Origin of the sequence: Micromonospora sp. DH14, assembly GCF_029809455.1 — a bacterium.
Taxonomy (GTDB): Bacteria; Actinomycetota; Actinomycetes; order Mycobacteriales; family Micromonosporaceae; genus Micromonospora; species Micromonospora parva.
Genome location: NZ_JARVKT010000012.1, coordinates 91770 through 116048 on the forward strand (window position 1 = coordinate 91770; position 24279 = coordinate 116048).

At 68.3% G+C, this 24279-nt stretch carries 20 protein-coding genes and 3 pseudogenes; 15 read left to right on the forward strand and 8 right to left on the reverse strand.

Annotated features, from left to right (window positions below; genetic code table 11):
- Window positions 1-84 precede the first annotated feature (84 nt).
- From QCZ28_RS17700 to QCZ28_RS17710, 3 genes and pseudogenes are all read left to right on the forward strand, one after another.
- Window positions 85-429, forward strand: a complete 345-nt coding sequence (locus tag QCZ28_RS17700; protein WP_279517669.1) for a hypothetical protein — start codon at window positions 85-87, stop codon at window positions 427-429.
- A gap of 68 nt (window positions 430-497) precedes the next feature.
- Window positions 498-1338, forward strand: a pseudogene (locus QCZ28_RS17705) (IS5 family transposase).
- Between the two features lie 250 nt (window positions 1339-1588).
- Window positions 1589-2425 (forward strand): IS5 family transposase, encoded by an 837-nt coding sequence (locus QCZ28_RS17710; protein ID WP_279517670.1) that lies wholly within the window; start codon window positions 1589-1591, stop codon window positions 2423-2425.
- Between the two features lie 117 nt (window positions 2426-2542).
- On the opposite strand, the gene QCZ28_RS17715 is transcribed toward QCZ28_RS17710, so the two are convergent.
- Window positions 2543-3145, reverse strand: coding sequence for a VOC family protein (locus QCZ28_RS17715; RefSeq protein WP_279517671.1), 603 nt, complete (start codon window positions 3143-3145; stop codon window positions 2543-2545).
- Between the two features lie 334 nt (window positions 3146-3479).
- On the opposite strand from QCZ28_RS17715, the gene QCZ28_RS17720 reads away from it, so the two are divergent.
- Window positions 3480-4019, forward strand: coding sequence for a DUF308 domain-containing protein (locus QCZ28_RS17720; protein ID WP_279517672.1), 540 nt, complete (start codon window positions 3480-3482; stop codon window positions 4017-4019).
- A 407-nt stretch (window positions 4020-4426) separates the two neighbouring features.
- Here the strand turns inward: QCZ28_RS17720 and QCZ28_RS17725 are convergent, their stop codons facing one another.
- On the reverse strand, window positions 4427-4717 hold the full coding sequence (locus QCZ28_RS17725; RefSeq protein ID WP_279517673.1) for a hypothetical protein: 291 nt from the start codon (window positions 4715-4717) through the stop codon (window positions 4427-4429).
- 98 nt (window positions 4718-4815) lie between these two features.
- On the opposite strand from QCZ28_RS17725, the gene QCZ28_RS17730 reads away from it, so the two are divergent.
- The 3 genes from QCZ28_RS17730 to QCZ28_RS17740 all read left to right on the forward strand — a co-directional run bounded on the left by QCZ28_RS17730 (window position 4816) and on the right by QCZ28_RS17740 (window position 7038).
- Window positions 4816-5328 (forward strand): sigma-70 family RNA polymerase sigma factor, encoded by a 513-nt coding sequence (locus QCZ28_RS17730; protein WP_279517674.1) that lies wholly within the window; start codon window positions 4816-4818, stop codon window positions 5326-5328.
- A 229-nt stretch (window positions 5329-5557) separates the two neighbouring features.
- The gene (locus QCZ28_RS17735) at window positions 5558-6106 is read left to right on the forward strand and encodes a hypothetical protein (protein ID WP_279517675.1); all 549 of its coding nucleotides are present in this window, start codon (window positions 5558-5560) and stop codon (window positions 6104-6106) included.
- Window positions 6103-7038 carry a catalase family peroxidase gene (locus QCZ28_RS17740; RefSeq protein WP_279517676.1) on the forward strand — a complete coding sequence of 312 codons (936 nt, stop codon included), beginning with the start codon at window positions 6103-6105 and terminating at the stop codon, window positions 7036-7038. The genes QCZ28_RS17735 and QCZ28_RS17740 overlap by 4 nt, the downstream gene beginning before the upstream one ends.
- Window positions 7039-8041: 1003 nt before the next feature.
- On the opposite strand, the gene QCZ28_RS17745 is transcribed toward QCZ28_RS17740, so the two are convergent.
- Window positions 8042-8587 (reverse strand): TetR/AcrR family transcriptional regulator, encoded by a 546-nt coding sequence (locus QCZ28_RS17745; protein ID WP_279517677.1) that lies wholly within the window; start codon window positions 8585-8587, stop codon window positions 8042-8044.
- Between the two features lie 177 nt (window positions 8588-8764).
- On the opposite strand from QCZ28_RS17745, the gene QCZ28_RS17750 reads away from it, so the two are divergent.
- The 3 genes from QCZ28_RS17750 to QCZ28_RS17760 all read left to right on the forward strand — a co-directional run bounded on the left by QCZ28_RS17750 (window position 8765) and on the right by QCZ28_RS17760 (window position 12130).
- Entirely contained in the window at window positions 8765-9607 is an 843-nt protein-coding gene (locus tag QCZ28_RS17750) for an oxidoreductase (protein WP_279517678.1), read from the forward strand.
- 123 nt (window positions 9608-9730) lie between these two features.
- Window positions 9731-10624, forward strand: coding sequence for an SDR family NAD(P)-dependent oxidoreductase (locus QCZ28_RS17755; RefSeq protein WP_279517679.1), 894 nt, complete (start codon window positions 9731-9733; stop codon window positions 10622-10624).
- A gap of 57 nt (window positions 10625-10681) precedes the next feature.
- A complete protein-coding gene (locus tag QCZ28_RS17760) occupies window positions 10682-12130 on the forward strand; it encodes an aldehyde dehydrogenase (protein WP_279517680.1) in 1449 nt (482 codons plus the stop codon).
- Window positions 12131-12430: 300 nt separating this feature from the next.
- Here the strand turns inward: QCZ28_RS17760 and QCZ28_RS17765 are convergent.
- A pseudogene (locus tag QCZ28_RS17765) lies at window positions 12431-13194 on the reverse strand (transposase); the annotation flags it as partial.
- On the opposite strand from QCZ28_RS17765, the gene QCZ28_RS17770 reads away from it, so the two are divergent.
- From QCZ28_RS17770 to QCZ28_RS17780, 4 genes and pseudogenes are all read left to right on the forward strand, one after another.
- Complete coding sequence (locus QCZ28_RS17770; RefSeq protein ID WP_279517681.1) at window positions 13190-13471, forward strand: hypothetical protein; 282 nt, start codon at window positions 13190-13192, stop codon at window positions 13469-13471. The pseudogene QCZ28_RS17765 and the gene QCZ28_RS17770 overlap by 5 nt on opposite strands.
- A gap of 1769 nt (window positions 13472-15240) precedes the next feature.
- Window positions 15241-15738, forward strand: coding sequence for a DUF4395 domain-containing protein (locus tag QCZ28_RS17775; RefSeq protein WP_279517682.1), 498 nt, complete (start codon window positions 15241-15243; stop codon window positions 15736-15738).
- A 237-nt stretch (window positions 15739-15975) separates the two neighbouring features.
- Window positions 15976-16086: pseudogene (locus QCZ28_RS34525) on the forward strand (TetR/AcrR family transcriptional regulator); the annotation flags it as partial.
- A 41-nt stretch (window positions 16087-16127) separates the two neighbouring features.
- On the forward strand, window positions 16128-16901 hold the full coding sequence (locus QCZ28_RS17780) for an alkene reductase (protein ID WP_279517683.1): 774 nt from the start codon (window positions 16128-16130) through the stop codon (window positions 16899-16901).
- 90 nt (window positions 16902-16991) lie between these two features.
- Here the strand turns inward: QCZ28_RS17780 and QCZ28_RS17785 are convergent, their stop codons facing one another.
- On the reverse strand, window positions 16992-19331 hold the full coding sequence (locus QCZ28_RS17785; RefSeq protein WP_279517684.1) for a lysylphosphatidylglycerol synthase domain-containing protein: 2340 nt from the start codon (window positions 19329-19331) through the stop codon (window positions 16992-16994).
- 224 nt (window positions 19332-19555) lie between these two features.
- Between QCZ28_RS17785 and mgtA the strand changes: the two genes are divergently transcribed.
- Window positions 19556-22105 (forward strand): magnesium-translocating P-type ATPase, encoded by a 2550-nt coding sequence (gene mgtA / locus QCZ28_RS17790; protein WP_279517685.1) that lies wholly within the window; start codon window positions 19556-19558, stop codon window positions 22103-22105.
- Here mgtA and QCZ28_RS34530 read toward each other — a convergent pair.
- The 3 genes from QCZ28_RS34530 to QCZ28_RS17805 form a co-directional block, all read right to left on the reverse strand.
- Window positions 22090-22227 carry a hypothetical protein gene (locus tag QCZ28_RS34530; RefSeq protein WP_347815114.1) on the reverse strand — a complete coding sequence of 46 codons (138 nt, stop codon included), beginning with the start codon at window positions 22225-22227 and terminating at the stop codon, window positions 22090-22092. The two genes, mgtA and QCZ28_RS34530, sit on opposite strands and share 16 nt — an antisense overlap.
- 145 nt (window positions 22228-22372) lie before the next feature.
- A complete protein-coding gene (locus tag QCZ28_RS17800; RefSeq protein WP_279517687.1) occupies window positions 22373-22771 on the reverse strand; it encodes a hypothetical protein in 399 nt (132 codons plus the stop codon).
- 293 nt (window positions 22772-23064) lie between these two features.
- Window positions 23065-24276: an acyl-CoA dehydrogenase family protein gene (locus QCZ28_RS17805; protein WP_347815115.1), complete on the reverse strand. Its 1212-nt coding sequence runs from the start codon at window positions 24274-24276 to the stop codon at window positions 23065-23067.
- Window positions 24277-24279: the final 3 nt, after the last annotated feature.

Sequence of the window (24279 nt, forward strand, 5' to 3'; positions counted from 1 at the left end):
GCGGAGGAGTCCGGGCTGCGGGCCGGGTTGTCTCACGCGTTGCACCGGACGGGTTTCCACCCGGTCCACGACCGGGGTCAGGTCGTGACCGATGTCGCGGTCGCGCTCGAGCACGGCGCGAGGAATGTGGCCGCCGCGACCAGGGTGCTGGAGCAGGCTCAGGTGGTGTGCGGGCCGGTCGCGTCGACGGCGACGGTGTGGCGGGTCTTCGATGAACTCGATGAGCCGGCGCTGGCCCGGCTGGCGGCGGTCCGAGCCACGCAGCGCCGGAAGGTGTGGGCCGTGTGGCCGCCCGCCCGGCTGGTTTCCCCTGGCTGGACGTGGCCGGGCAGGCGTGGGACGGGTGGATCGTGGTCGATGTCGATGCGTCGCTGGTCGAGTCGCATTCGGACAGACAAGCCCTTGCGTACCAGATTCCGTCTGACGTAGATCTGGCCGTGAATCGCCGTCGGTGTCGCCTGCGACCCTCACCGCTCCGTCCAGACTGGATCTCTGCCATGACCGCTCGCCGCGCTTACCCGTCCGACATCTCCGACGCCCGCTGGGGCGCTGATCTCACCGACCCTGCTCGCCTGGCAGCAGGCCCGCATCGACCGGCGACCCACAGGCGGGCCGGCCCGCACTGACGTCCGAGAGGTGTTCAACGCCATCCTCTATGTCAACCGGACCGGGATCGCCTGAAAGTACCTGCCTCATGGCTTTCCGCCACACACCACGGTGTACTACTGCTATGGCGCCTGGCGAGACGAAGGCATCTTCGCCCAGCTCAACGTCGACCTGACCGCCCTGGCCAGGGTGAAGGCCGGCCGCGATGCGCAGCCCACCGCCGCGGTCGTCGATACACAGAGCGTGAAGACGTCCACGAACCCGCCGACCAACACGCAGGGAACCGACGTGGCCAAGAAGATCGTCGGACGCAAACGCAGCGTAGTCACCGACACCCTCGGGCTGCTACTGGCCGTCATCGTCATGGCCGCCTTCGCAACCGAAAACACCGCCGGAATCTTTGCCTTGGAGCAGTTCAAGGCCACCCATCCCACCGTGACTAAGACGTGGGTGGACGCCGGCTTCAAAACCAAGTTCGTCGAACACGCCGCTACTCTCGGTATCGATGCCGAGGTCGTACCGCGCAACACCGAAACGCGAGGCTTCCACGTGGTCAAACGCCGCTGGTTCGTGGAGAGAATGCTGGGCTGGCTGATGCTGTACCGCAGACTCGTCCGCGACTACGAGACCCTCCCGGCCAGCTCCGAAGCCATGATTCACATCGCGATGATCGACAACGTCAGCCGCCGCATAACGGACGAAGCCACCCCTACCTGGCGAGGTGCATACTAGTAGATCAAGAACAAATCGAACGTCCTCTCACTGGACGTTTGTTTCGCGTTCGCGTCAGTAGCGGCCGATTTACGTCTCGACCTCGTCAGCGCAATATGCCGGACCTGGCCTGGAATAACCACATCCTGGTCAGCTCTGCCTTGACCAGAATCAGAGCATTTCAGCCCGCGATCGCGTCTGATTCACTTTCGCCCGACATCGACGTACATGAGGTCCGTCGATCCGTCCCCAGACGCCGTACGCCTGAATCATGACCGCGCGACGAGCCTATCCGTCCGACCTGTCCGACGCCCGATGGGCCCTGATCGCACCCCGCCTCACCTCCTGGCACCAGGCCCGCACCGACGCCGGCGTCAGCGGACGCACCCCCACCCACGACCTGCGCGAGATCTTCAACGCCATCCTGTACGTCAACCGCACCGGCGTTGCCTGGCGTTACCTGCCCCACGACTTCCCGCCCCACCCGACGGTCTACGGCTACTTCGCCGCCTGGAGCAAGGAAGGCATCTTCACCGAACTCAACTACCAGCTCACCGGCCTCGTCCGCGACCACCACGGCCGCACCATCGCACCGACCGCGTCCATCATGGACAGCCAGAGCGTGAAGACCTCCACCAACGTCCCGCTCTCGACACAGGGCATCGACGCCGGGAAGAAGATCGTCGGCCGCAAACGCGGCATCATCACCGACACCCTCGGCCTACTCCTCGCCGTCATCGTCACCGCCGCCAGCGCCAGCGACAACACCATCGGCATGGACCTACTCGACCGGGCCACCACCGCCCACCCCACCCTCACCAAGACCTGGGCCGACGCCGGCTTCAAGAACCGCGTCGTCGAACACGGCGCCGCACTCGGCGTCGACGTCGAAATCGTCACCAAAGACCCACAGGTCAAAGGCTTCAGCGTGGTCAAACGCCGATGGGTCGTCGAACGCACCATCGGCTGGCTCATGCACCACCGACGACTCGTCCGCGACTACGAAACCCGTCCAGACAACTCCGCCAGCATGATCACCCTCGCCATGATCGACAACCTCGCCAAACGCCTCACCACCGAAACCACCCCAACCTGGCGAGACGACTAAAACCACAACACACGCAAAATACGTGAATCAGACGTCCTCTGAGATCACCAACCCCGCGTACGGCCTGCTCAAGGCTGCGGTCCTCACGCGCCGACAGCGCGACGGGCCGTGCCGGAGTCAGGAGCCGAGGCCGGCGGCCCGCGCCATGTAGTCGGCGTACCAGCTCGGCCAGCCCGGGTCCTCGTGACCGAGCACGGCCTCGTGCAGGCCGTGCGCCACAGCGGCGTCGCGCAGAGCCTGTTCCACCTCGGGAACCGAGCCGTAGACGACGTGGGAGACACGTCCCGGATGCCGCGCGGTGACCTCCTGGAGCACGAAGCCGTTGCCGTCCGGGTCGCAGAACGACGCGAACGAGCTGTACGACCGCCGATCAGGCTGTGGGCCGGTCACCCGATCGCGGGTGCCGGCGTGGTGGAAAACGCCACCGGCGTCGTGGAAGACCTCGCTCACCTCGATCCCACGGGCGACCAGCTCCGCCCGGGCGGCGACGACATCATCCACCACGAGGTGTACGCCCTGCACCGATCCCGGTGCGGCGTCGGACACTCCCTCCCCGATGATCAGTGAGGAAGCCGAGCCGGGCGGGGTGAAGTGCACGACGCGGAAGCCGTCCGGGGCGACAAAGTCCACGTCCTGCCGGAAGCCAACCTTCTGGTAAAAATCCCTGGCCCGGTCCAGGTCTGAAACCGGCAGGACGATGACCTCGAGCTTGAAATCCACGATCTTCACTCCTTCGCCGCGCAGGACGCCGTTCGACGTCCGGTCCTCACCGTCGCGCACCGGACTCGGGTGTCGCCCCAGGGAGAACCCCTGGCAGGTGCCCTGGCCCTTACCGGCCTGGCGCGAATCGTGGCCGCGTGGAGGAATTCGGCGACAGCGGTCCCGGTGATCGTCACGCTGCCTGGTCTTCGACGACCAGCGCCAGGGCAGGCCGACGGGTCGGGCTGATCGGAGTCCAGTGCCTGCGCCAGGGTGTCTCCCTGGGGCGATGGAACGGCGCGGCCGGGAGAGTCGTCCGGGTAACCGCCAAGACCGGCAGAGAGCTGACCCTCGGATGTCTTCCCTCCTTCGCATCTACCTCGTCCGTGGCCTCGTCGCGATCGGCTGGGCCGCCGGATTCTCGGCCGTCAGCGATTCGCTCACGGTCACTACCGTCGTTCTTCTGATCGCCTACCCACTCATCGACGTGGTGGCCTCGCTGCTCGACGCCCGCGAGGATCCCGGCACCCCGGCCCGTCAGCTACAGATCTTCAACACCACGCTCAGCGCCCTCGCGGCCCTCGCCCTCGGGCTGGCAGCCGTCAGCGGGATCGGCGCCGTGCTCTTCACCTTCGGCGTCTGGGCGATCGTCTCCGGCGTGGCTCAGTTCACCGTCGCCGTCCGCCGCAACAGCCCGGAACTCGGCCGCCAGTGGCCGATGCTGATCGCGGGCGCCCTCTCGGTCATCGCTGGTGCGACGTATCTGCCCGCCGCCCTCGGCGCGGAACCGAGCCTCGGCATGCTGATCCTCTACACCGCGGCCGGCGGTGTCTTCTTCGTCCTACAGGCCGCGACCCTGGCCTGGCGGCTCCGCCAGCGGACCGTGCGGGTCTGATCGACTTTCGACGCCGTGGTGGTGAAGCCCAGCTGCCCTCACGGCACGCCGCCGGCTAGCGGGCGCCCTGACGGCCGACATCGTGGCCGCGCTGTGGCCCGAGTGGTGCGACGGCCTAGTCTCGGTGAGCGGTTATCTGGTCGCCGGCCAGACGCGTGCGGGCGCATCCAGGCACCATCAACGAAGGGCGCAGATCGACCCGAATTCCACGGGGTGGTCAAAGTAACCCGTGAGCTCGTGGGTCGGTCTGCGGTCTGCCCGTCAAGTTGAGCCGGAATGCGCCACTCGCTTACTACCAGCTCGGGATGTGACCGCTTCGAGCCGTGTTTTTGCCGCCACTCCGGCGCGACCGTCACCGAAAGCTTCTACCGACCGACGCTGGCCAGCGCCCCGGCGAGGCGCAGTCATCACGGACCGGATCGGTGATGCCAAGCCCGTGCAGCCTTAGCTGGAGTTGGTCGAATCGGGAGCGGCGTTGCCGCCGCTGCTGGCGGCGGTGCGTTGACGAGGACCTGCACCAGATCGTGCAGTTGTTGGACGAAAGCGCCTTGATCCATACCGGTGAGTGCCGGGGTCGCGATGATCTTTCGCATCAGCCACACTCCGGCGATCAGGGAGAGAAGCAGTTCCGCGCGTGGGGCGGCATCGGGCCCGGTCAGGTGCCGTCCAGCGAGCGAAGACGGTGAACGCGTGGCCATCTGTGTTCATCAAACTCTGTGGTGGCCGACGCCACAACGTCGAACCCGGCTAGCGCCGAACGTCTGGGGAGTTACGACGCATCATGAATTTCGATCGCATGACCATCGAGCAGAGACAGGATCGCCTGGCAGCCCTGTACACCGAACACGCCGGGCCGCTGCTGAAGTTCCTGCGGCGGCTCACCAAGGGTGAGCGAACGTCGGCCGAGGATTTTCTGCAGGAGACGATGATCCGCGCGTGGCGAAACCTGGAAACCGTGCCCACCGAGTCTGTAAGCCAACGGCGCTGGCTGTTTACCGTCGCCCGCCGTATCGCTATCGACGCCATGCGGATGCGTCACGCCCGGCCCAACGAGACTTCGTTGCATGACTACACCAATATTTCGGCCACTGACGACACGAGTGAGATAGTGCTTGCGGCCGATGCGCTACGGCAGGCCGCCCGCGACCTGAGCCCCGCTCACCGGGCCGTCCTGTCCGAACTCTACTTCGTCGGTTGCACGATTCAGGAGACCGCTCTCAAACTCGGCCTCCCGGTCGGCACGGTCAAATCTCGGGCGCACTATGCGCTGCGCTGCCTGCGCGCGGCATCCTTCACGGCCGCCGCCTGACGGTGCCGTAGCCGGGGCGGCGGGAGGGGCACCGCCGCGGCGTATTTCTTCTCAAGTGTCGCGGCACATCAAGTTCATCCAACGAGCCAGAACCCCGACAACTTTGTCACCAGCAGGCCGGGCCTGAATGAACGAGCCGGCCGGTCGGCCCGTCTTGAACGGTGAGGCACAGAGCCCTCAGCAGATGTAGACCGAAGTCCGGACGAGTCGATCGACGTTGGGAACGTCCATGAATGAAAGGTTTCAGGTTTTGCGATTCTCAGTCCTCGGCCCGGTGCCTGCGTGGCGCGGCGACCGTGAACTCAATCTCGGACCGCGGCAACAGCGGCAGATTCTCGCGCTGCTACTGATCCAGGCGGCCGTAACGTCACCGGGCACGAGTTCGTCGAGATGCTCTGGCGAACCCGAGGCACCCGCCAGCTCTCTCAACAGCTTCCACCGGTCCCTCGGTTCGCTGTGGCACATTGTCGAGCCGGGACTACCCGCCCGCGCCGAAGGCTCGATCTTGGTACGGCGCGACGTGGTCCACCGTCTCATGGCGACGCAGGCGTGCATCGACCTCCTCACGTTGCGCCGGCTAGCTGCCGAGGCCCACGAAGTCGAACGGCTGGGCCTGCGGCACCTGGCGATCGAGCGTTATCGGCAGTCCCTCGGACTGTCTCCAGGCCGACCAGGTTCCAACTCCAGGGCCGACCAGGTTCGAAAGGATGTCAATGCCGACGATCGACATGCCCTCCAGCTGAACTTTGCGGTCGCCGGAACGTCGTACAGCACATGACCGAAACAGCGAACACGCCGACCGCCGCGGCGATGATGGACCGTCTCGAGCGCAACAGTGGACGCCACCCCGGCTATCGCCGCCTACAGGCACGCGGCATCTGCTGTCAGGGTGTCTTCACGCCGTCCAACGAGGCCGCCGAGTACACCACCGCAGCGCACCTGCAGGGCGGGCCCGTTCCGGTGACCGTGCGTTTCTCCGCGGGCGAGACCGACCCCGCAGTGCCGGACACCGCGCGGGTCATCCGCAGCCTAGCCGTCCGGTTCCACCTGCCCCAACAAGACAACACCGACCTGCTCGCAGTCTCCCTTCCGGTCTTCCTGGCGCCGACCGCCGAAGACTTCTACGAGATGCTCGACGCCGTACGACTCGACCCGGTCACCGGCGGCCTCGACCCCGCTCGGGTCGGCGCGTACATCGGCAAGCACCCCCAAACCGCAGCCGCGTTCGGAGCCATCGACACTGCCCCACCTGCCAGCTACGCCACCCTCGGCTACTCGGCGCTGCACGCCTACATCTGGGTCAACAAAGACGGATTGCGGCAGCCGGTCCGATACACCTGGGATCCGGACGAGAAGATCACGCGACTGTCCGACGAAGAGCTTGCCGATCGCGGGCCGCACTACCTCACCGAGGAAATCCATGACCGTTTGAGCCGAGGCACCGCCGCGTTCTCGCTGCGGGTTCAGCTTGCCGCTGAAGGAGACCCGACGCACGACTCGACTATCGCCTGGCCGGATCACCGCAAAATGATCGTGGCCGGGCGTCTCGAACTCACCTCCGTGGTCGACGACCCGGACTCCCGGGACGCGTACGCCTTCGATCCGACCCGGCTGACGTCCGGCATCGAACTCTCCGATGACTCACTGCTTCACTACCGCAAGACCGCCTACGCCGAGTCGCACCGCCGGCGTGCCACGGAGGGCCGCTGACGACGGCGTTGATCGCTGGCTGGGCGCCACATGCTCGGGGTACGCCGATTTGGTGAGTATGGGGAGGCAATCGACCGTGCGTTCGTGCCCTTGACCGCGACGCCGCTCGGGGATCTGCCGTTTCGCGCGCCAGAGTCAAAGGGGCCGGTGGCGAGGCTTTACGGATCACGACGGTTGCCGCCGGTCCGCATCAGGTGCGACGTATGCTCGCGCTGATTAGGGATGCCCGCAACGGATGTGCTGGCCACCCTCCAGGTGGCCAGCCCCTCCGAGGTCGAACAGGACTGCCGTGCAGGGCGGGATGGACCCCGGTTACCTGATGTTCTGCGACAGCGCCCGGCCGTTCGCCTGCACCTTCGCGGAGACGTTCGAGCAGATAGTGGTGCAGATGGCGAGGCGGTCGGTTTCAGAGGGCGTGCTACGGCGGCCACCGCGCGCCGCCCGACAGCACCCAGGCCCGACCGCGGGTGCGGACTGGGCCGTGGCCGAGTTCGACCTCCCGGCTCTGGCCGAAGCCGGCTACGACCGTGCAGTTGCACGGCCTCAAGAGCCCGACCCAGCAGGCCGCCGCCCGCGAACGCCTCGCGGTGAGTCACCCCCGCTTTCATGGAGCTTCTTGATCATGGTCTGATCGCCGTGGGGGAGCAAGTCGTCCGTGGCAGCACCGAAGAAGTACCCCGACGAGCTACGTCATCGCGCTGTGCGCTTGCATCGCGAGTCGGACTCGAAGCGCGGGTCGAACTACACGCAAACGCTCCCGACGAAGCCGGTGCACCGGGCCGGTGGAGCTCTCGCGGGTCACAGTGATGGCTGCGGCTGCGGCTGCGCCGTCGCCTTGGGCGCGATCCCAGGTCGTGTCGCCGCCGCAGGTGCGGCGCTGGCGATTGAGGAAGCGGCCCACCGCAACAACCAAGATCAGCCGTCAATGTGACACCGCCGACCCCTGGTGCCGGAGAAGCGGGATTCCGGACCGAGGCCGAACTTCGGTGGCGGCTCCCGGTTGTCACGACGGGCCGAGGCCGTTGAGGAAGGTCTCCACGACCAGGTCGGCCGCCCGTGGGGGAGCCGTTTCGGGGAAGTGGTGGGCGGCGGTCTCCACCAGCTGGTCGAGGACCGCCCGCGCCCAGGCGGGAGAGGTGTCGGGGCGAAGGTAGCCCTCATCGGAAGCGCGTTGGAGGAAGTCATCCAGTCGCTGACTCTGCTGCTGACGTCGACTGTCGGCGGCGGGATCCGCGCGCATCATGCGGCGGGTGTCGACGGGCCAGTCACGGCTGACCGGAATGATCCCTTCCACGTAGCGGTGCAATGCGACCGCTACCGGTGCCTCCGTAAGCCGTGCATCGTCGAGGACTCGCTCCGCGGAGTCGAGCTTGGCCTGGAAAACAGCGCTCAGCAGGGCTTCGCGATTGGCGAAGCGGCGGTGCACGGTGGTCCGGTCCACTCCCGCCGCGCTGGCGATGGCGGAGATCGAGGTGCTCGGGTCTTCCGCCAGCAGGCGGGCCCCGGTGCGCAGGACGGCAGCGAGGTTGCGGGCGGCGTCAGCTCTCATGATAGCTCCAAGCGTAACAGTGGTAGTAGATAACCTCACGATCATCATCGCCGATGAGCTGTTCGAGTCCGTTAGTGCTACAGTCAAGTCGTGGTTAGGTGAAAATCTACTACGCCTATCTCGCGGCACAGGCAGGCTGAATCCGAGTGGGTTCAGTTCTAGACAGAAGGAGGTGCCATGGCACGGACATGGCTGATCACCGGCGGTTCCCAGGGTCTCGGGAAGGCCCTGACCCTGGCGGCACTCGGGGCAGGCGATCGAGTTGCGGTGACCTCGCGCAACCCACATTCGCTGACAGACCTGACTCGGGAGCACCCGGAGCGACTCCTGACCCTGCTGCTGGACGTCACCTCGCCTGAGGCGTGCCGCAAAGCGGTCGCGGCGGCCGTCGACAAGTTCGGTTCCCTCGACGTGGTGATCAACAATGCCGGTTACGCCGCCAGCAGTTCGGTGGAGGACTTCCCGGAGGATGAGTTCCGGGCGCAGGTTGATGCGAACCTGTACGGAACCGTCAATGTGACCAGGGCGGCGCTGCCGGTCATGCGCCGCCAGCGTGCCGGACACATCGTGCAGATCTCGTCCATCGGCGGGCGGGTCGGCGGCACCCCGGGCCTGAGCGCCTACCAGACGGCGAAATTCGGCGTCGAGGGCTTCTCTGAGGTGCTGGCGAACGAGGTCGCCCCGCTGGGCATCAAGGTGACGATCGTCGAGCCGGGCGGCATCCGTACCGGTTGGGCCGCCGGGGCCGCGACGGCCTCTGGTCACCTCAGCGAGGGCTACGAGCAGACCGTCGGCGCGTGGTTGGAACGGTTCGCGTCCTACGCCGGCAACGAGCCTGGTGACCCGGCCCGGATGGCAAAGGCGATCGTCGACATCCTCGACGTGCCGGAGCCCCCGCGCCGACTGCTGCTCGGCAGCGACGCCTTGGAGATCGCGTTGAACTCGGGCGAGGAGCGCAACACGGAGGCCCGGACGTGGGCCGAGGTCAGCCGTTCCACGGACCACCCGGTTAAGTCCTGACCGCCAGAGCCCGGCGACCTGCGGACTGTTCGTGCCGAGCATGCGCTCAGGTCGCTTGTCGCGGCTCGGTGTGGAGGGCGCAGCCGTGCCCCGAAATTCCGTGAAAGTGTGGGGTGAGACGCAATGACAAAGACACTCTTGGTGACCGGAGCGGGTGGAGGCCTGGGTCGGCACCTGGTCGATGCCGGGCTGCAGGCCGGGCACAACGTGCTTGCGACGGATTTGACCACCGACGTCCTGCCGGTGCCCGACCAACAGCAGGACCGGTTGCGCGTACTCGCCGTCGACGTGACCTCCAGCGCTGACGCACGGACGGCGGTCCAGTACGCGGTCAGCGAGTTCGGCCGCCTCGACGTGCTGGTGAACAGCGCCGGATACCGCAGCGTCGGCTCGATTGAAGACATGCCGGAGGACGAGTTCCGCCGGACCGTCGAGATCAATTTCTTCGGTGCGGTCAACATGGTGCGGGCCGCCCTGCCGGTGTTACGCCCACAGCGCTCCGGCAGCATCGTGAACGTCTCGACGATTGGCGGCCGACGACGCGCCCAGGCCGGCCTGGCGGCATATCAGGCGGCCAAGTGGGCGCTGGGCGGTTTCACGGAGATCCTCGCGCGCGAGGTGGGGCCGATCGGCATCCACGCCACCCTGGTCGAGCCGGGCGGCATTCGGACGCCGTGGGCGGCTGCCCCGATGTCCGTGCCGCCGATGCAGGACGAGTACGACGAGACAGTCGGGGTTTTCGCGCGGACATACCGCAACAATCAGGACGTACAGCGCGGCGACCCCGCAAAGATGGCGCGTGTGATCCTGCGGATCACGGAGGAGCCGCAGCCGCCGGTTCGGCTACTCCTGGGCTCGGACGCGGCCTGGCTCGCGCCGCTGATCGCCGAGGCCAGGGCCACGGAGGACGCCGCGTGGCGTGAGGTGAGCCAATCCACGGATCTCGACGGTCTCGGCGACTTCGCCGAGACCTCGGTCGCCGAGATGGTCCGCCCCCCAACCTCCCCAACCAACTAGGGCGCAGGCTCCACCGCGCCTGACACCCACTCACCCTTCACCAGAAAGACGTGATTGATGATTGTCCGCGACAAGCTCTACATCGGCGGTACCTGGATGACGCCCAGCAGTTCGAGCCTGCTGGAGATCCGCTCCCCGCACGACCAGTCCGTGCTCGGCCAGGTGGCCCAGGCCGCCAACACCGACGTGGACGCGGCTGTCGCCGCCGCCCGTGCGGCGTTCGACAACGGGCCGTGGCCGCATACGATGCCGGAGGAGCGCCAAGAGATCATCCGCCGCTACGACGCGCTGCGCGCCGCGCGGGCCGACGAGATTGCGGCAGCGATCTCGGCCGAGAACGGATCGGCCGGCTGGTTCACGAAGGCCGGTCAGCCCTTCCTGACCCGGCAGGTCAACGCCTACCTGAAGGCGGCCGAGGAGCTCGGCTGGGAAGAGGTCGTCGAGCCCTCCGATCCCACGGTGGCTTTCGACACCATCGTCCGGCGCGAGGCGATCGGCGTGGTCGCCGCGGTCATCCCGTGGAACTCGCCGTTCTCCGCCGCCACCGCCAAGCTGGTGCCCGCGCTGCTGGCCGGTAACACCGTGGTACTGAAGGTCTCCCCGGAGAACTCGCTGAGCATGATGTTGCTTGCCGACCTCTGGCACGAGGCCGGCCTGCCCGATGGCGTGCTCAGCATTCTGCCAGCGGACCGGGAGACCAGCGAATACCTCGTCTCGCACCCGGACGTTGACAAGATCTCGTTCACCGGGTCGACCCGGGCCGGCCGTCGTATCGCCTCGATCGCCGGGGAGCACCTCAAGCGGGTTGGCCTGGAGCTGGGCGGCAAGTCCGCCGCCATCATCCTGGCCGACGCCGACCTGTCCGCGGTGATGCAGGGGCTGCGCTTCGGTTCCCTGGGCAACAACGGCGAGGCCTGCATCCTGCAGACCCGGATCCTGGCTCCGCGTAGCCGCTATGACGAGGTCGTCGCGGCGCTCAAGGAGATGGTGGAGTCGCTGAAGGTCGGAGATCCGTCCGAGCCGGACACCTTCGTCGGCCCGATGATCCGGCCGGACCAGCAGCAACGCGTGATCGACTACATCAAGCTGGGTATCGCGGAAGGCGCCCGCCTGGTGACCGGTGGCCCCGAGGTGCCCCAGAGCCTGGAGCAGGGCAACTACGTCACCCCGACCGTCTTCGCCGATGTCAAGAACAGCATGCGCATCGCGCAGGAGGAGATTTTCGGCCCGGTCCTGGCTGTGATCGCCTATGACGACGAAGACGAGGCAGTGCGGATCGCCAACGACTCCGACTACGGTCTCTCTGGTGGAATCTGGACTACGAGCCCCGAGCGGGCCCTGGACATAGCCCGCCGGCTGCGTACTGGCACCGTCACAGTGAACGGCTCGCCGATCAGCTTCGACGGCCCGTTCGGCGGTTACAAGGCCAGCGGCCTCGGTCGCGAGTACGGCAAGGTCGGCCTGACCGGCTACGTCGAGCACAAGACGGTCACCCGCCTGCGGTGACAGCCGACGGTGGGCTTTGAATCGCTGGTGCGCCCCGGTCCCCGCCGGCCGCATCCGTGGCGCTCACCACCTGCGCCCCCGCTCGGCCGCAGGCAAGGTGCCCCAACTCCTCGCGACTTTCGTCGGGCAGGAAATCCAGTGCCAGGCTCCGGAGGATATAGCCCAGCGGCGGCGCGCAGGTCTCCTTCGAGGATTAGCCTCGGTCTTTCACTCGAGTGGGAATCCATAGCTGCTGTTCGATGAAGTTGGTTGGCGTTTCTGTTCCTCCGTGTTGCTGGTTGGGGCGTGGGTCTCGAAGCAGCCGGTGGGTCGGGGTAGTGCGGCGAGCTTGTTGAATGCGCTGGTCGGGGCGTCGGTCCAGGGCCAGTTGGCGGCGATGGCGAGTCGTGTCCGGCGGGCGGTGCGGGTGATTCGGGCTGCGACGTGCAGGAGCCGGTAACGCAGCTTCTTGGGCTCGGCTGTGGCCAACTCGCCGTCCAGGAGCAGGTTCTGGGTCCAGGCGAGCAGGTCGATACCGGTCAGGGCGAGTTGCAGCCAGGCCTGGTTGATAGCGAACACCCGGGACGGGAACCGGCCGAAGCCGGTGTTCTTGCCGGTGCGGATGCGGTCTTCGACGCGGGCGTGCGCGCGGTGTCGGGCCTCCAGGTGCTGGATGCTGCCGCCGCCGGGTGGGGTGTCGGTGGCGACGACCTGATGCCGCCAGCCTTCGATGGTGTCGAGGACAGTTGGGCGCCGGGGTGCGGGCGTTCCCGGCGGACCCGGAACCGGGTGCCCTCCGGCCAGCCGGCGGCGTCGACTAGGCCGGTGATCTCGCAGACCTGCGCGTGATCTCGCACGTCACCATCGGTGTCGACGGCGGGGACCCAGCCGGTCGCAGCCCGGATCGCCGCACGCACACCTTCGGTGATCGCGGCACCGACGGAGAACCGGATGTCCAGGTGTTGCTCGCGCAGGCCGCGGATGTGAGCGCGGAAGCCATGGCTGGAACCAGTCGAATCGGCGCGCAGCAGGATCGGGGTGCCGTGCCGGCGGGCGTCGGGAATCTGAACGAGTGCCTGGTTGAGCGAGCAGGCCAGCGTGTATGTCTCCGGCAAGGACGACCCTGGCAAGCGGCGAGTCTTCGACCACCCTGGCCTGCGCGTGATGGCCGCCTCTCCGGAGCACATCTTCGCGGTGAAAGCGCTCGCGGCGCGAACCCGCGACGTGGACGACCTTCGCGCCCTGGCGGCGCTGGCCAAGGTAACGACGGTGGACGACGCTATACGTCTGTGTGCCGACTTTTACCCCGACGAAGCGATCTCGCCACGAGCAATGGGAGTTATCCGCGAACTTCTCGGATGATTCGGACCCCTGGCAGCGCGGCGGTCAACGTGATCACTTTCGATGGCTCAGGCCTCTGAGCAGGATCCTTACCTGTTCGCCAAAAGCGCGCAAAACGTGACCGTGCAGCGCGGCGCTTGCTCAGAATCCTATCGGCGGTTGTTCGCCTCGGACATGGAACAGTTGGTGCCGTCGGGGGAGAGGTGTTTCGGGAATCTGCCGTTCCTGTTCAGGGTCAGGGACGTGCGACGGCACGATGGGCACATCTGACGGCTGCGTAGACGCCTGCACTGCCGTGGGATATCACGATCCGCCGTGTGACGAGTCGTTCCCGAGCCATTGCATTCTTTCTGGGCGCCGTAGCTGAACAAGCCATACGTCTCTTCACCGTAATGCTTCGGCAAAGTCTTGATCTTCGTGAGCTTCAGGCGCAGACAACAGACGTCACAGTGGGCCAAGGGTAGCGACCTTCCGTAGTGGATGCTCCCGGCACCGATCGGCGTCCACGGGGGATTTGCCAATGCATCCGCGGTAACGCTTCAAGGCTGATGCGCGGGGGAGCCGTGAGCAGATGCTGCCCGAGGCCCGATCGGGGTCCCCTCTACTCAGGGACAACGCATGTTGAGCCATGCACGGGAAGTATCGATCAGGGTGCGCAGGGTCAAGTGGGTGATGGTCTGCGAGAAGCAGGTGCGGGGTGGCCTCCAGGCCTGCCACGGCCTGGTATGCCAGCCTGCTCGTCAGGGCTTATGCCGTCGCCATGACTGGCTGTACTACCCCAGCTCCGACACCGCGACGCCGGCGACTCATCCGGATCCAGACCCTCGCCCTGGCGGTGCGAGCGCAGATCTGCGCGTTGCGGGAACCTCGTTGCATGGCGTTGGTCGGCGCCGGATGCTCTGGCGCTGTGCGCGGTTGTGGTGAATTTCAGAGTTCGACGAAGGCGGGGAACCTGGTGCGCCTGCTACCGAAGAACGCGAGCGGCACGGGTTGCCGTCAACGCCGGTCGACTGAGACTCACCAGGACCCCTGCGGTGGGGCTCAAGCTTGATGCCTGCACGTTCATTCTGGTCAGTCGATAACCGAGCCAGCTGGCTGGCAAGATTGGACCATACGCGGCCCGACTTCGATTCATGCTCACTCGTGGTAATGGGCGCGCGAGGTTGAGCCAACCCTGAACGTGTCGTAATCTATGAGCATATGCACCCGCATATGGAGCACCGGTGATACGTACAAGAGTTCGAATCCCCCCTCGGACACCAAATGTCGTGGAAAATCACGATAAATAGGACAGCCCGGCTGTCCTATTTGGTTCTACTTAGTACCAAATGTGGTAAACCTTGGAAGCGGCTACCCGGCTATGATTGGCCGCATCTGTCCGATTCGGTGACAGGAAATGGCGTCTCTTCGGCGCGCAGACGTCGTAGATTCACGGTGGTGAGCATGCCGGAGCTGCGGCTCACCGTCGGTACGGGTCGATGATCTCCTTGGGGTGCAGCGCGGGGGCGGTGAGCTCACGCAGTGTCGGCGAGGTGAGGTAGAACCTGCCCCGGGTTTCGCCGTGCTGTTCGAGCATGCCTGCCCGGACGAGGGCGCGAAGGTCACGGGTTGCTTGGTCGTCGGTGAGGTCGAGGCCTGGAGGGAGGACCGGCAGCCGGCAAGATCGTCGTGACGGTCCGATAGTCCCTCGCCCGGCCCATCGCCCACTGGTGCGGGTCGTCCCCGCACATCCAGCGGCACCACCGGATATAGGCTACTCAATCTATAGGGATGGTGGGTAACATCCCGCCATGGCCAGCGCGCTGTTCGATTTTCCCAACCCCGTGAACGAGGTATCCGCCCGACTCGTTGCCGGTGGGGTGGTCATCCTGTCCACGGTGGCGATCGTGCTGGACCAGCCCTGGATGACGGCGCTGATCGTGTACGGGTTCGTCGCGCGGGTGCTCACCGGCCCCAAACTCAGCCCGCTCGGCCTACTCGTCACGCGGGTGATCACGCCGCGGCTACCGGTGCGGGCCAAGCTCGTCGCGGGGCCGCCCAAGCGGTTCGCCCAGGGGATCGGCGCTGTGCTGGCCCTGACCGCCACTGTGCTGGCACTCGGGTTCGGGCAGCACCTCGCGGCATACCTCGTCCTCGGCGCGGTGATCGTGGCGGCGACACTCGAGTCCGTGTTCGCGTTCTGCGTGGGCTGCGCGATCTTCGCGGGGCTCATGCGGATCGGATGGATCCCCGAGGCCGTCTGCGCCGAATGCGACGACATCTGGAGTCGCGTGCCGGCGAACGGATAGCAGGGCGTCGGATTAAGCTTCCGCCCGACCGTATACGTCGCCCGGGTCGATGGTCCGGGCGACGTGGTGCGCCTGCCGGCGGCCCGGTGGTCGGTGTGCTCAACAGCGCGAGTGCGCGAGGGCTGATGGCGCGCGGGATGCCAGTGAGTTCGGCGCCGGGCGCTGGCAGCTGACTGAGCGGCGGGACAGGAGCTCATCGAGGCGCATGCCCTGGACCGTGGCTTCGCCCGCGCCTTCATCGCTCAGCTCCCCGAGGAAGCCGGCTTCACGGCCGATCGCACACGGACGCTGCGCATGCTGGCCGAACTCGTGGACCGTGCGCGAACGACAGGAGAGCTTCGGGCCGATTTCGTGCTGGAGGATCTGATCTTGGCGCTGATGGCGGGCGTGTGTCGCATCCCGCGACGACGGGCATGCAGCCGGTCGGCCCCTCCGCCGTACCGGCCGTCGGCGAGGTGTTCACACCGACCGGGCGGCAGGCCGCCCCCGTACCCCGGGCGCTGGACACCGCCGAAATGCCCGAGCACGTGGCCTCCTACGCGTCGGCGGCGCGCCGCGCGGTCGACGCCGGCTTCGACGGGGTGGAACTGCACGGTGCCAACGGGTACCTGATCTCCCAGTTCCTCTCCAGCGCCGCCAACCTGCGCACCGACGCCTACGGCGGATCGGTGCGCAACCGGGTCCGGTTCGCCGTGGAAGCCGCGGCCGCCACCGTCGACGCGGTCGGCGCTCATCGCACCGGCATCCGCTTGTCGCCGGGCGCCGGCCTCTGGGGTACGGCGGAGACCGACATCCTCGAGCTGTACACCGCACTGCTCGCCGAGCTCGCCACCCTCGATCTGGCCTACGTCCACCTCGAGGCCAGCACCGACGAAACCGTCCTGCTCGGGCTGCGCCGCACCTGGCTCGGCGCGTTGATCGTCAACCCCGTGTTCCCGCTGGGTCCGCGCCAGGCGGACCGGTCTGCGGCCGACCACTGGCTGGCGCTCGGCGCGGACCTGATCAGCTTCGGTCGTGCCTACATCGCCAACCCGGACCTCGTGGAGCGGCTGCGCCTGGACCTGCCCGTCGCGCCGCATGACGAGGCGACGTGGTTCGACGGCGGCGACACCGGCTACCTCACCTATCCGACCTACCACCACGTGGCCCCGGCCCGGGGGTGACGAGGCGCGACGGTTCGCCGTGGTGGCCCCGGTCAGCGGCCGGTGCCACCGCGGCGCAATCGGATCGCGGTGTTCGACACGCGCCGACACTCACAGCAGCCGGCGGCGGGTCAGGACCCGGAAGGCCAGGTAGCCCGGTGGTACCGGGAGCCAGAACGTCGCGAGGCGGTAGATCAGGGTGCCCGCGACGGCGACGTCCAGCGGCAGCCCGTAGAGCAGCAGGCCGGAGACGAGCGCGGCTTCGGTGGCGCCGAGTCCGCCGGGGGTGGGCGCGGCGGATGCGACGCCCTCGCCGACGAGGCAGACCAGGATCACCGGGGGCAGGTGCGTCAACGGGACCGAACCGGTGGCGAGCAGCGCGAGATAGAGACTGAGGCCGTAGGTGAGGGTGAGCGCCGTCGACGCGACGACGAGCCGCCGTAGCCCATGCTGGTGGCGCAGGTCGCGCAGCGCCGTCACGACCTGGCCGGCCGCCGCGCGTCCGCGCCGGCGGGCCCGGGGTACGGCGAGCGCTGCGGCGAGGACGAGCAGCACGGCCAGCGCGCCCAGTAGCAGCGGCAACGCCCTGGTCGCGTCGCGGGTGAGAATACGAGCCGGCTGGCGGGCGAACGGCAGCAGCACCGGCAGTAGCAGTAGCACCGAGAACACACCGGCGGTACGGGAGACGGCCACGGCGGTGCCGGCTTCGACGGCGGCGAGCCCTCTCTGGTGCAGGTACCGCAGGCTGAGGGCGGCGCCGCCGATGCTGCCGGGAGCGAGCCGGTTGGCGAACGACGCGGCGACCTGCACCAGGGTGGCCTCGCCCAGCGGTACCCGGCCGGCTGCGGCCAGCCGGAGCACAAGGCCGCTGAGCAGGTAGGTCAGGGCCGAGCCGAGCAGCGTCGCCGCGACCGCGACCGGGTTGGCGTGCACGATCAGCCGCACGGCGGTGCGGATCTCGCCGAGCTGGGGGAGCAGCAGGTGCACGACCAGTCCCAGGACCAGTACCTCCAGGACCGCACGGCGACTGATCCGGACCACCTTCGCCGCCGGGCGGTCACGGCCGGGGCAACGCCGCAGGATCTCCTGGCGTAGCCGGGCCAGCAGGCCGGGATGGCCGCGTACGGCGCCACGGCCGGCGTGGGACAGCACCGCGGGTTGCAGGAAGGGCACGCTGTCCGCGACCACCGCGACGCCCAGGCGGTCGATCGCCTCGGCGACGACGCTGGCCGGGGCGACCCGGCTGGACAGGGCGACCATCAGCTCGACGACATCGCGTGCCTGCTGCTCGTCCGAGGCGTCGTCGGTGCCGAATCCCAGGTCCACCAGGTAGGCGCGGTCGCCGCCGACGAGCACGTTCGCGGCGCGCAGGTCGCGATGCGCGATGCCCGCCCGGTGCAGGCGCGCCACCTGCTCCCAGGCGTCGCGTACGGCGACGAGCGGGATCGGCCCGACGAGGGCGTGCAGCGCGGCGGCGTCGATGAATTCCTGTACCAGGACGGCGTCACCGCCGGAGGTGGCGGCGGTCGTGACGACGGCCGGTGTCCGGACGCCGGCGCGTTCGGCCAGCAGGGTCAGGCACGTTTCGTGTTCGCTCTGCTGGCGGGCGCTCAGGTACGGCGGCGCGTCGGCCACGTGCCGGTAGCGCATCCGCCGGTAGAGCTTGTAGAACCAGTCCGCGTCGCGTTGCTCGCCGCCGGTCACCTTGGCGAACAGGTGCCGCCCGTCGGTGGTGACCGCCTGCCACGGCTGCGAGCCGCGGGCGTCGCCGTGGATCGGCGTCAACCGTGCCACCTCGATACCGCGCCGCCGCAGCGCCGCTCGCAGGGCGGGCACCGACCGTTGCGGCCCGACCTCGCCGATCGTGAGCCGGGTCAGACAGACCGCGAGCCAGCCGACGAGGATGCCGCCGACCACGTCGATCGGTAGATGCGCCCCGACGTGGATCCGCGCGACGGCGACCAGCCCGATCACCACCCAGGCCGCCCGGCGCCACCGGGGGCCACCAGCCCGCGCCGCGACGAGCGCCAGGGCGGTGGCGACCGCGACGTGTCCCGACGGGTACCCGAACCGTCCGGTGATCGTCTCGCGCAGGACCACGTCGGAGAGCAACGCCGCCGGCCGCCCCCGGGCGACCGTGACCTTGACGGCACCCGCGAGCCAGTACGCCAGATTCCCGGCCAGCAGCAGAGACCACGCGGTGCCGACCCGGCGTGCGATGGCGGCTGCCGCGGCGGCGACGAACACCGCCGGGTACGAGCCGAGCTGCATGACCAGGCTCAGGGCCGGGCTCAGCCCTGCGGGGAGGTGGTTGAGCAGGGCGAAGAGGTCGTTCTCCCAGGGCGGTGCCCGATGGCTGCGCACGCCCGCGCTGAGCGCCGTCAGCAGGCACGTCGAGACGGTCAGGCTGACCAACAACGCCGGCGACGGGCGATGCGTACGCGTTCCCACCGATCCTCGGCCGCCCCTCCGTCCGGCGCAGTCCCTGCCTTCGTGCCGAACCCTAAGGGCGGCCCACCCACCCGATGGTCGTGTTCACCGCTGACCAACCCATCGGGTGGTGGCGGTGGGGCCCGCCGGGGCCGGTCGGTGAACGGCGCGGCCAATCGCCCGCGCGCGGTGGAGCGGATCGGTAGCGTCGTTCGCGGGGGTGGCCAGGGACCGCGGAGTGCGCAGTGGAGCGAGCAGACTACGGGCGCGCGGCGTTCTGGGCTGGACCACTGCCGGAGGCCATGGCCGCCGTCGGTGCGTCCACGGCCGGGCTCACCGGGGAACGCGCCGCCGCCCTGTTGCGCGAGCACGGACCCAACCGGGTCGCCACGGGCGCGAGGCGGGGCTGGCGGCTCCTGCTGTCGCAGTTCACCAGCCCGATCATCCTGATCCTGATCGCCGCGACCGTGCTGTCGATGGCCGTCGGGGACCTGATCGACGGCGGGATAATCCTGGCCATCGTCGCCGCCAGCGGTGGCCTCGGCTTCTGGCAGGAACACGCCGCCGGACGGGCCGTCGACGCGTTGCAGGCCCGGGTGCGGGTGGACACGGAGGTGGTCCGTGACGGGCATGAGGTGTCCGTACCGGTCGAGGATGTCGTCGTCGGTGACCTCGTGGTGCTGCGCGCCGGGGACGTCGTTCCCGCCGACTGCCGGATCGTTCAGGCCGGTCGGTTGCAGGTCGACCAGGCGGTGCTCACCGGAGAGTCGTTCCCGGCGGCGAAGTCGACCGACCCGTCCCCGGCGGACGCGGAGCTGACCGCGCGCGGCAACGCGCTCTGGATGGGCACGCACGTGGCCAGCGGCACCGCACGCGCGGTGGTGATGCGTACCGGCCGGGACAGCACCTTCGGAGCGGTGTCCCGCCGGGTCGCCTCCCGCCCCGCCAGCACCGGTTTCCAGCGCGGCCTGACCCGCTTCGGGCTGCTGCTGGTGCGGATCATGGTGGTCCTGCTGGTCGGCATCTTCGTCGCCAACCTGCTGATGCGCCGCCCGGTCATCGACTCCCTGCTGTTCTCCCTCGCCCTGGCCGTCGGGCTGACCCCGCAGATGCTGCCGGCGATCGTCGCGGTCAGCCTCTCCGCCGGCGCCCGCGCGATGGCCGCGCACCGGGTCATCGTCAAACGGCTCGACGTCATCGAGGACTTCGGCGCCATGACCGTGCTCCTGACCGACAAGACCGGCACCCTCACCGCCGGCACGGTCACCCTCACCGGGTGCCTCTCAATCGACGGCGAGCCGGACGCCGAGGTGATGAGGCTCGCGAGGCTCAACGCCGGTCTCCAGCGGGGATTTCCCAACCCTGTCGACACGGCGATCATGGCAGAGCAGCCACCGGCCGACCCGGGCGTCCGCATCGCCGAGGCGCCCTACGACTTCACCCGCCAACGCCTGTCCCTGCTGGTACGCGACGACGACGGGCCGGTCCTGGTCACCAAGGGCGCACTGCGTGCGGTGCTCGACGTCTGCGCCACCGCACGCACCGCGGCCGGCACAGTGCCGCTGGCCGAGGTGGGCGACCGGGTCCTGCGCCGGTTCACCGCGCTCAGCGACCAGGGAAACCGGGTGCTCGGCCTCGCCGTGCGGTCCATGCCCGGCGCCACCGCCGTCACCGCGACCGACGAACGGGAGATGACCCTGGTCGGGCTGCTCGTCTTCCAGGACCCGCCCCGCGCGGACGCCGCCGCCGCGATCCGCCGCCTCGCCGACATGGGCATCGCGGTCCGCCTGGTCACCGGCGACAACCGGCACGCCGCCCGGCACGTCGCCGCCAGCGTCGGACTCGCCGGCGAACCGCTCGTCGGCGCCGACCTCGCCGCCTGCCCCGACGACCAGTTACCGGAACGGATCGCCGACGTCAACGTGTTCGCCGAGGTGGATCCGTTGCAGAAGGAACGCATCCTGACCGCGCTGCGACACCGCGGCCACGTCGTCGGATTTCTCGGCGACGGCATCAACGACGCCCCCGCGCTGCACGCCGCCGACGTCGGCATCTCCGTCGACACCGCCGTCGACGTCGCCAAACAGGCCGCGGCGATCGTGCTGCTCGACAAGGACCTCGACGTGATAGCCGACGGCGTGCGTCTCGGCCGGCGCACGTTCACCAACACCCTGAAGTACATCCGGGTCAACACCAGCGCATCCTTCGGCAACGTCGTCAGCATGAGCATCGCGACGCTCCTGCTGCCCTTCCTGCCGCTGCTGCCCCGTCAGGTCCTGCTGCTCAACTTCCTCTCCGACATTCCGTACATCACGCTGTCCAGCGACCACGCCGACCCCGAGCAGCTCCAGCGACCCCGTACCGTCGACGTCGGGACCATCCGCGGTTTCATGCTGGTGTACGGGTCGATCAGCATCGCCGTGGACCTCCTCGTGCTCGTCGCCCTGCACTGGTGGTTGCACGTGCCGACCGACGTCTTCCGCGCCGCCTGGTTCGTCCAGTTCACCGCCACCGAGATCATCGTGCTGCTGATGCTGCGTTCCAACCGGAGCGTTCTGCGCAGTCGTCCCTCCGGGGCGCTGGCCGGCACCGGGTTGTTGCTCATCGGGGTCACCGTCACGCTGCCGTTCAGTCCGCTCGCCGCGCCACTCGGACTCGCCGCGCTTCCGCCGGTGGTGCTGGCGACCCTCGCCGCGCTCACGGTCGTCAACGTCGCCACCAACGAGACCGCCAAGCACCTCGTCCCGCCCGACCCGCCCAGCAACGCTGGCACCAGGGGTCAGGTGGTGAGGTGACGCCACGCGCGACGTCGCAGGGCCTGCTGTGCCGGGTCGGCGACCGGCGCGGCGGCCAGCAGCCGCGAGGTGTACGGGTGTCGGGGGGCTCGCTGCACGGTGTCCGCGGGGCCTTCCTCCACGACCCGACCGCGGTGCAGTACCGCAACCCGGTCGGCCAGTTGCTCGACGACTGCCAGGTCATGGCTGATGAATAGGCAGGAGAAGCCGAAGCGCCCCTGTAGCGACCGGACAGCTCGAGGATCCGTGCCTGCACGGAGACGATGATCAGCGGAGGGTCGACGTTGCCGACCGCGTCCAGCAGCAGGGCGCCCAGGCCGGGCATGCTGAAGACCCGCTCGGTGATGACCGACCCCGAGGAACGACAGTGCGGCCTCTGCGCCGATCATCGACGGGGTCTTCGCGCTGCACCGCGGGCAGGTCCTCGCCGCTGGTCGGGGAATCCGGGTCGGGCAAGAGCGTCACCGCGATGGCCGCCCTGGGCCTGCTCCCCGCCACCGCCCGGGTCAGCGGCAGCATCGCCCTCGAGGTGCTGTCGAAGCCGAGTTGCTCGCCCAACTCGGTGAGCTGGAGTGTCGCCTCGTGGCCGGGGCGAGGGTCGGCCTCGTCGAACAGGCCGATGGTCAGGAAGCCGAGCTTCCGCAGTGGCGCCGACTGCTTCGACACAGGTGTTCCACTCAGCGTCCGCCTCCGAGGATGCTCGCCCAAGGGCTCGAAATCCTATCTGGCTGACAGGAAATTCGATCGCATGCCGCCTGTTCGGCTCACCTCCCGCCGGGTCGTCGGTGGGAGGCCTAAGGCCTGTTTCATAAGGGCGGTCGAGCCGAGGCGGAGTCCGGGCGGCGATCCGGCAAGGCGCGGTTTCGTCCGGATACCGATGTTGTATCCGGACGGAACCGCAACGCCGCCGGTCGTCGTCCGGGCCCGCCGCAGGCCGGCCAGTTCTTGTGAAACAGGCCTTAGAGCTGACCGTGGTTGGGGGGAAGGGCGTCACCGATCTCGTACGCGCCGAGGTGGTGGTATTTCCAGTCGACCGGGTCGTGGACGCTGTGGGTGCGGGCGTTGCGCCAGTGCCGGTGCAGGTTCCAGCGCTCGTCGGTGGCGCTGGTGCCGCAGAGACCGAACAGCTCACTGCCTGCCTCGACGGCGACCTCACTGGCGAAGGCCTTCGCCGCGGCGACAGCCAATGACCCGGTCGCTGCGGCTGTCGCGTCGGTGGGAACGAGTCCGACCTGTTCCAGGACCCGGGCTGCGTCGGCGAGTAGCGCTTCCGCTGCCCGTACCCGGGCAGAGAGTCGGCCGTACCGGTGCAGGACGTGCGGGTCACCGACCACCGACTCCGCGCCCGCCCGGATCGCCTCACTGCTCGGACGAGCCCGTTCGCGCAGGTAGGCGCGAGTGTCGTCCAGCGTGCCGCGAGCTATGCCCGCCTCGATTGCGGTGTGTACCAGTTGGGCTCGCGCGCCGAGTTGTTGCGGCACCGAGTATGCCGTGGCGTAATCCAGGACCAGTTCGGGGTCCACCACGACAGCCTCCAGGGTGGTGGTGCCGCTGATCGTGGCTCGCTGCCCCATCGCGCTCCAGTCCGTTTCAACGGCGAGGCCGACCGCATCTCGGGGCACGAGGGCCAGCCTCAGCCGGTCCCCGTCGTCGAGGGCGCTGACCGCGACCCATTCGGCCGTCAGCGCACCTGTGCAGTAGTACTTACGACCGTTGAGTCGCAACTCACCGTTGCCACCGATGCTCAACCGGGTGGTCAGGTCCTGGGCGTGCCGGCCGCCGCGTTCTGCCAAGGCGCTACCGATGCGCCGGCCCGCGAGCGCGTCGGCGAACACGCGCGTGAGGATCGCGGGGCCGCCCCACACCGCGAGGATGTCGACGACCAGAAAGTGCCCCTGCGGAATCTGCGCGATTGCCGGATCGACGCTCGCCAGGACCCGGATCACTTCGGCCAGGGTGCAGGGGCCGAGGCCCGGCCCTCCGTGCTCAACCGGAACGGTGATGCCGAGCAGGCCTGAGTGGTCGAGGCTGGCGAGAGCATCCCAAGGAACATCTGTCGCGCCGGCTCGGTCTCGCTCGACAGCGCCTGGCCGCAGAGAATCCGCGACCCGGTGTGCCGCCGCCACCGCCTCATCGTGAGTGCGAAGAAGAGGCACGCGATGATCGTCCACCCG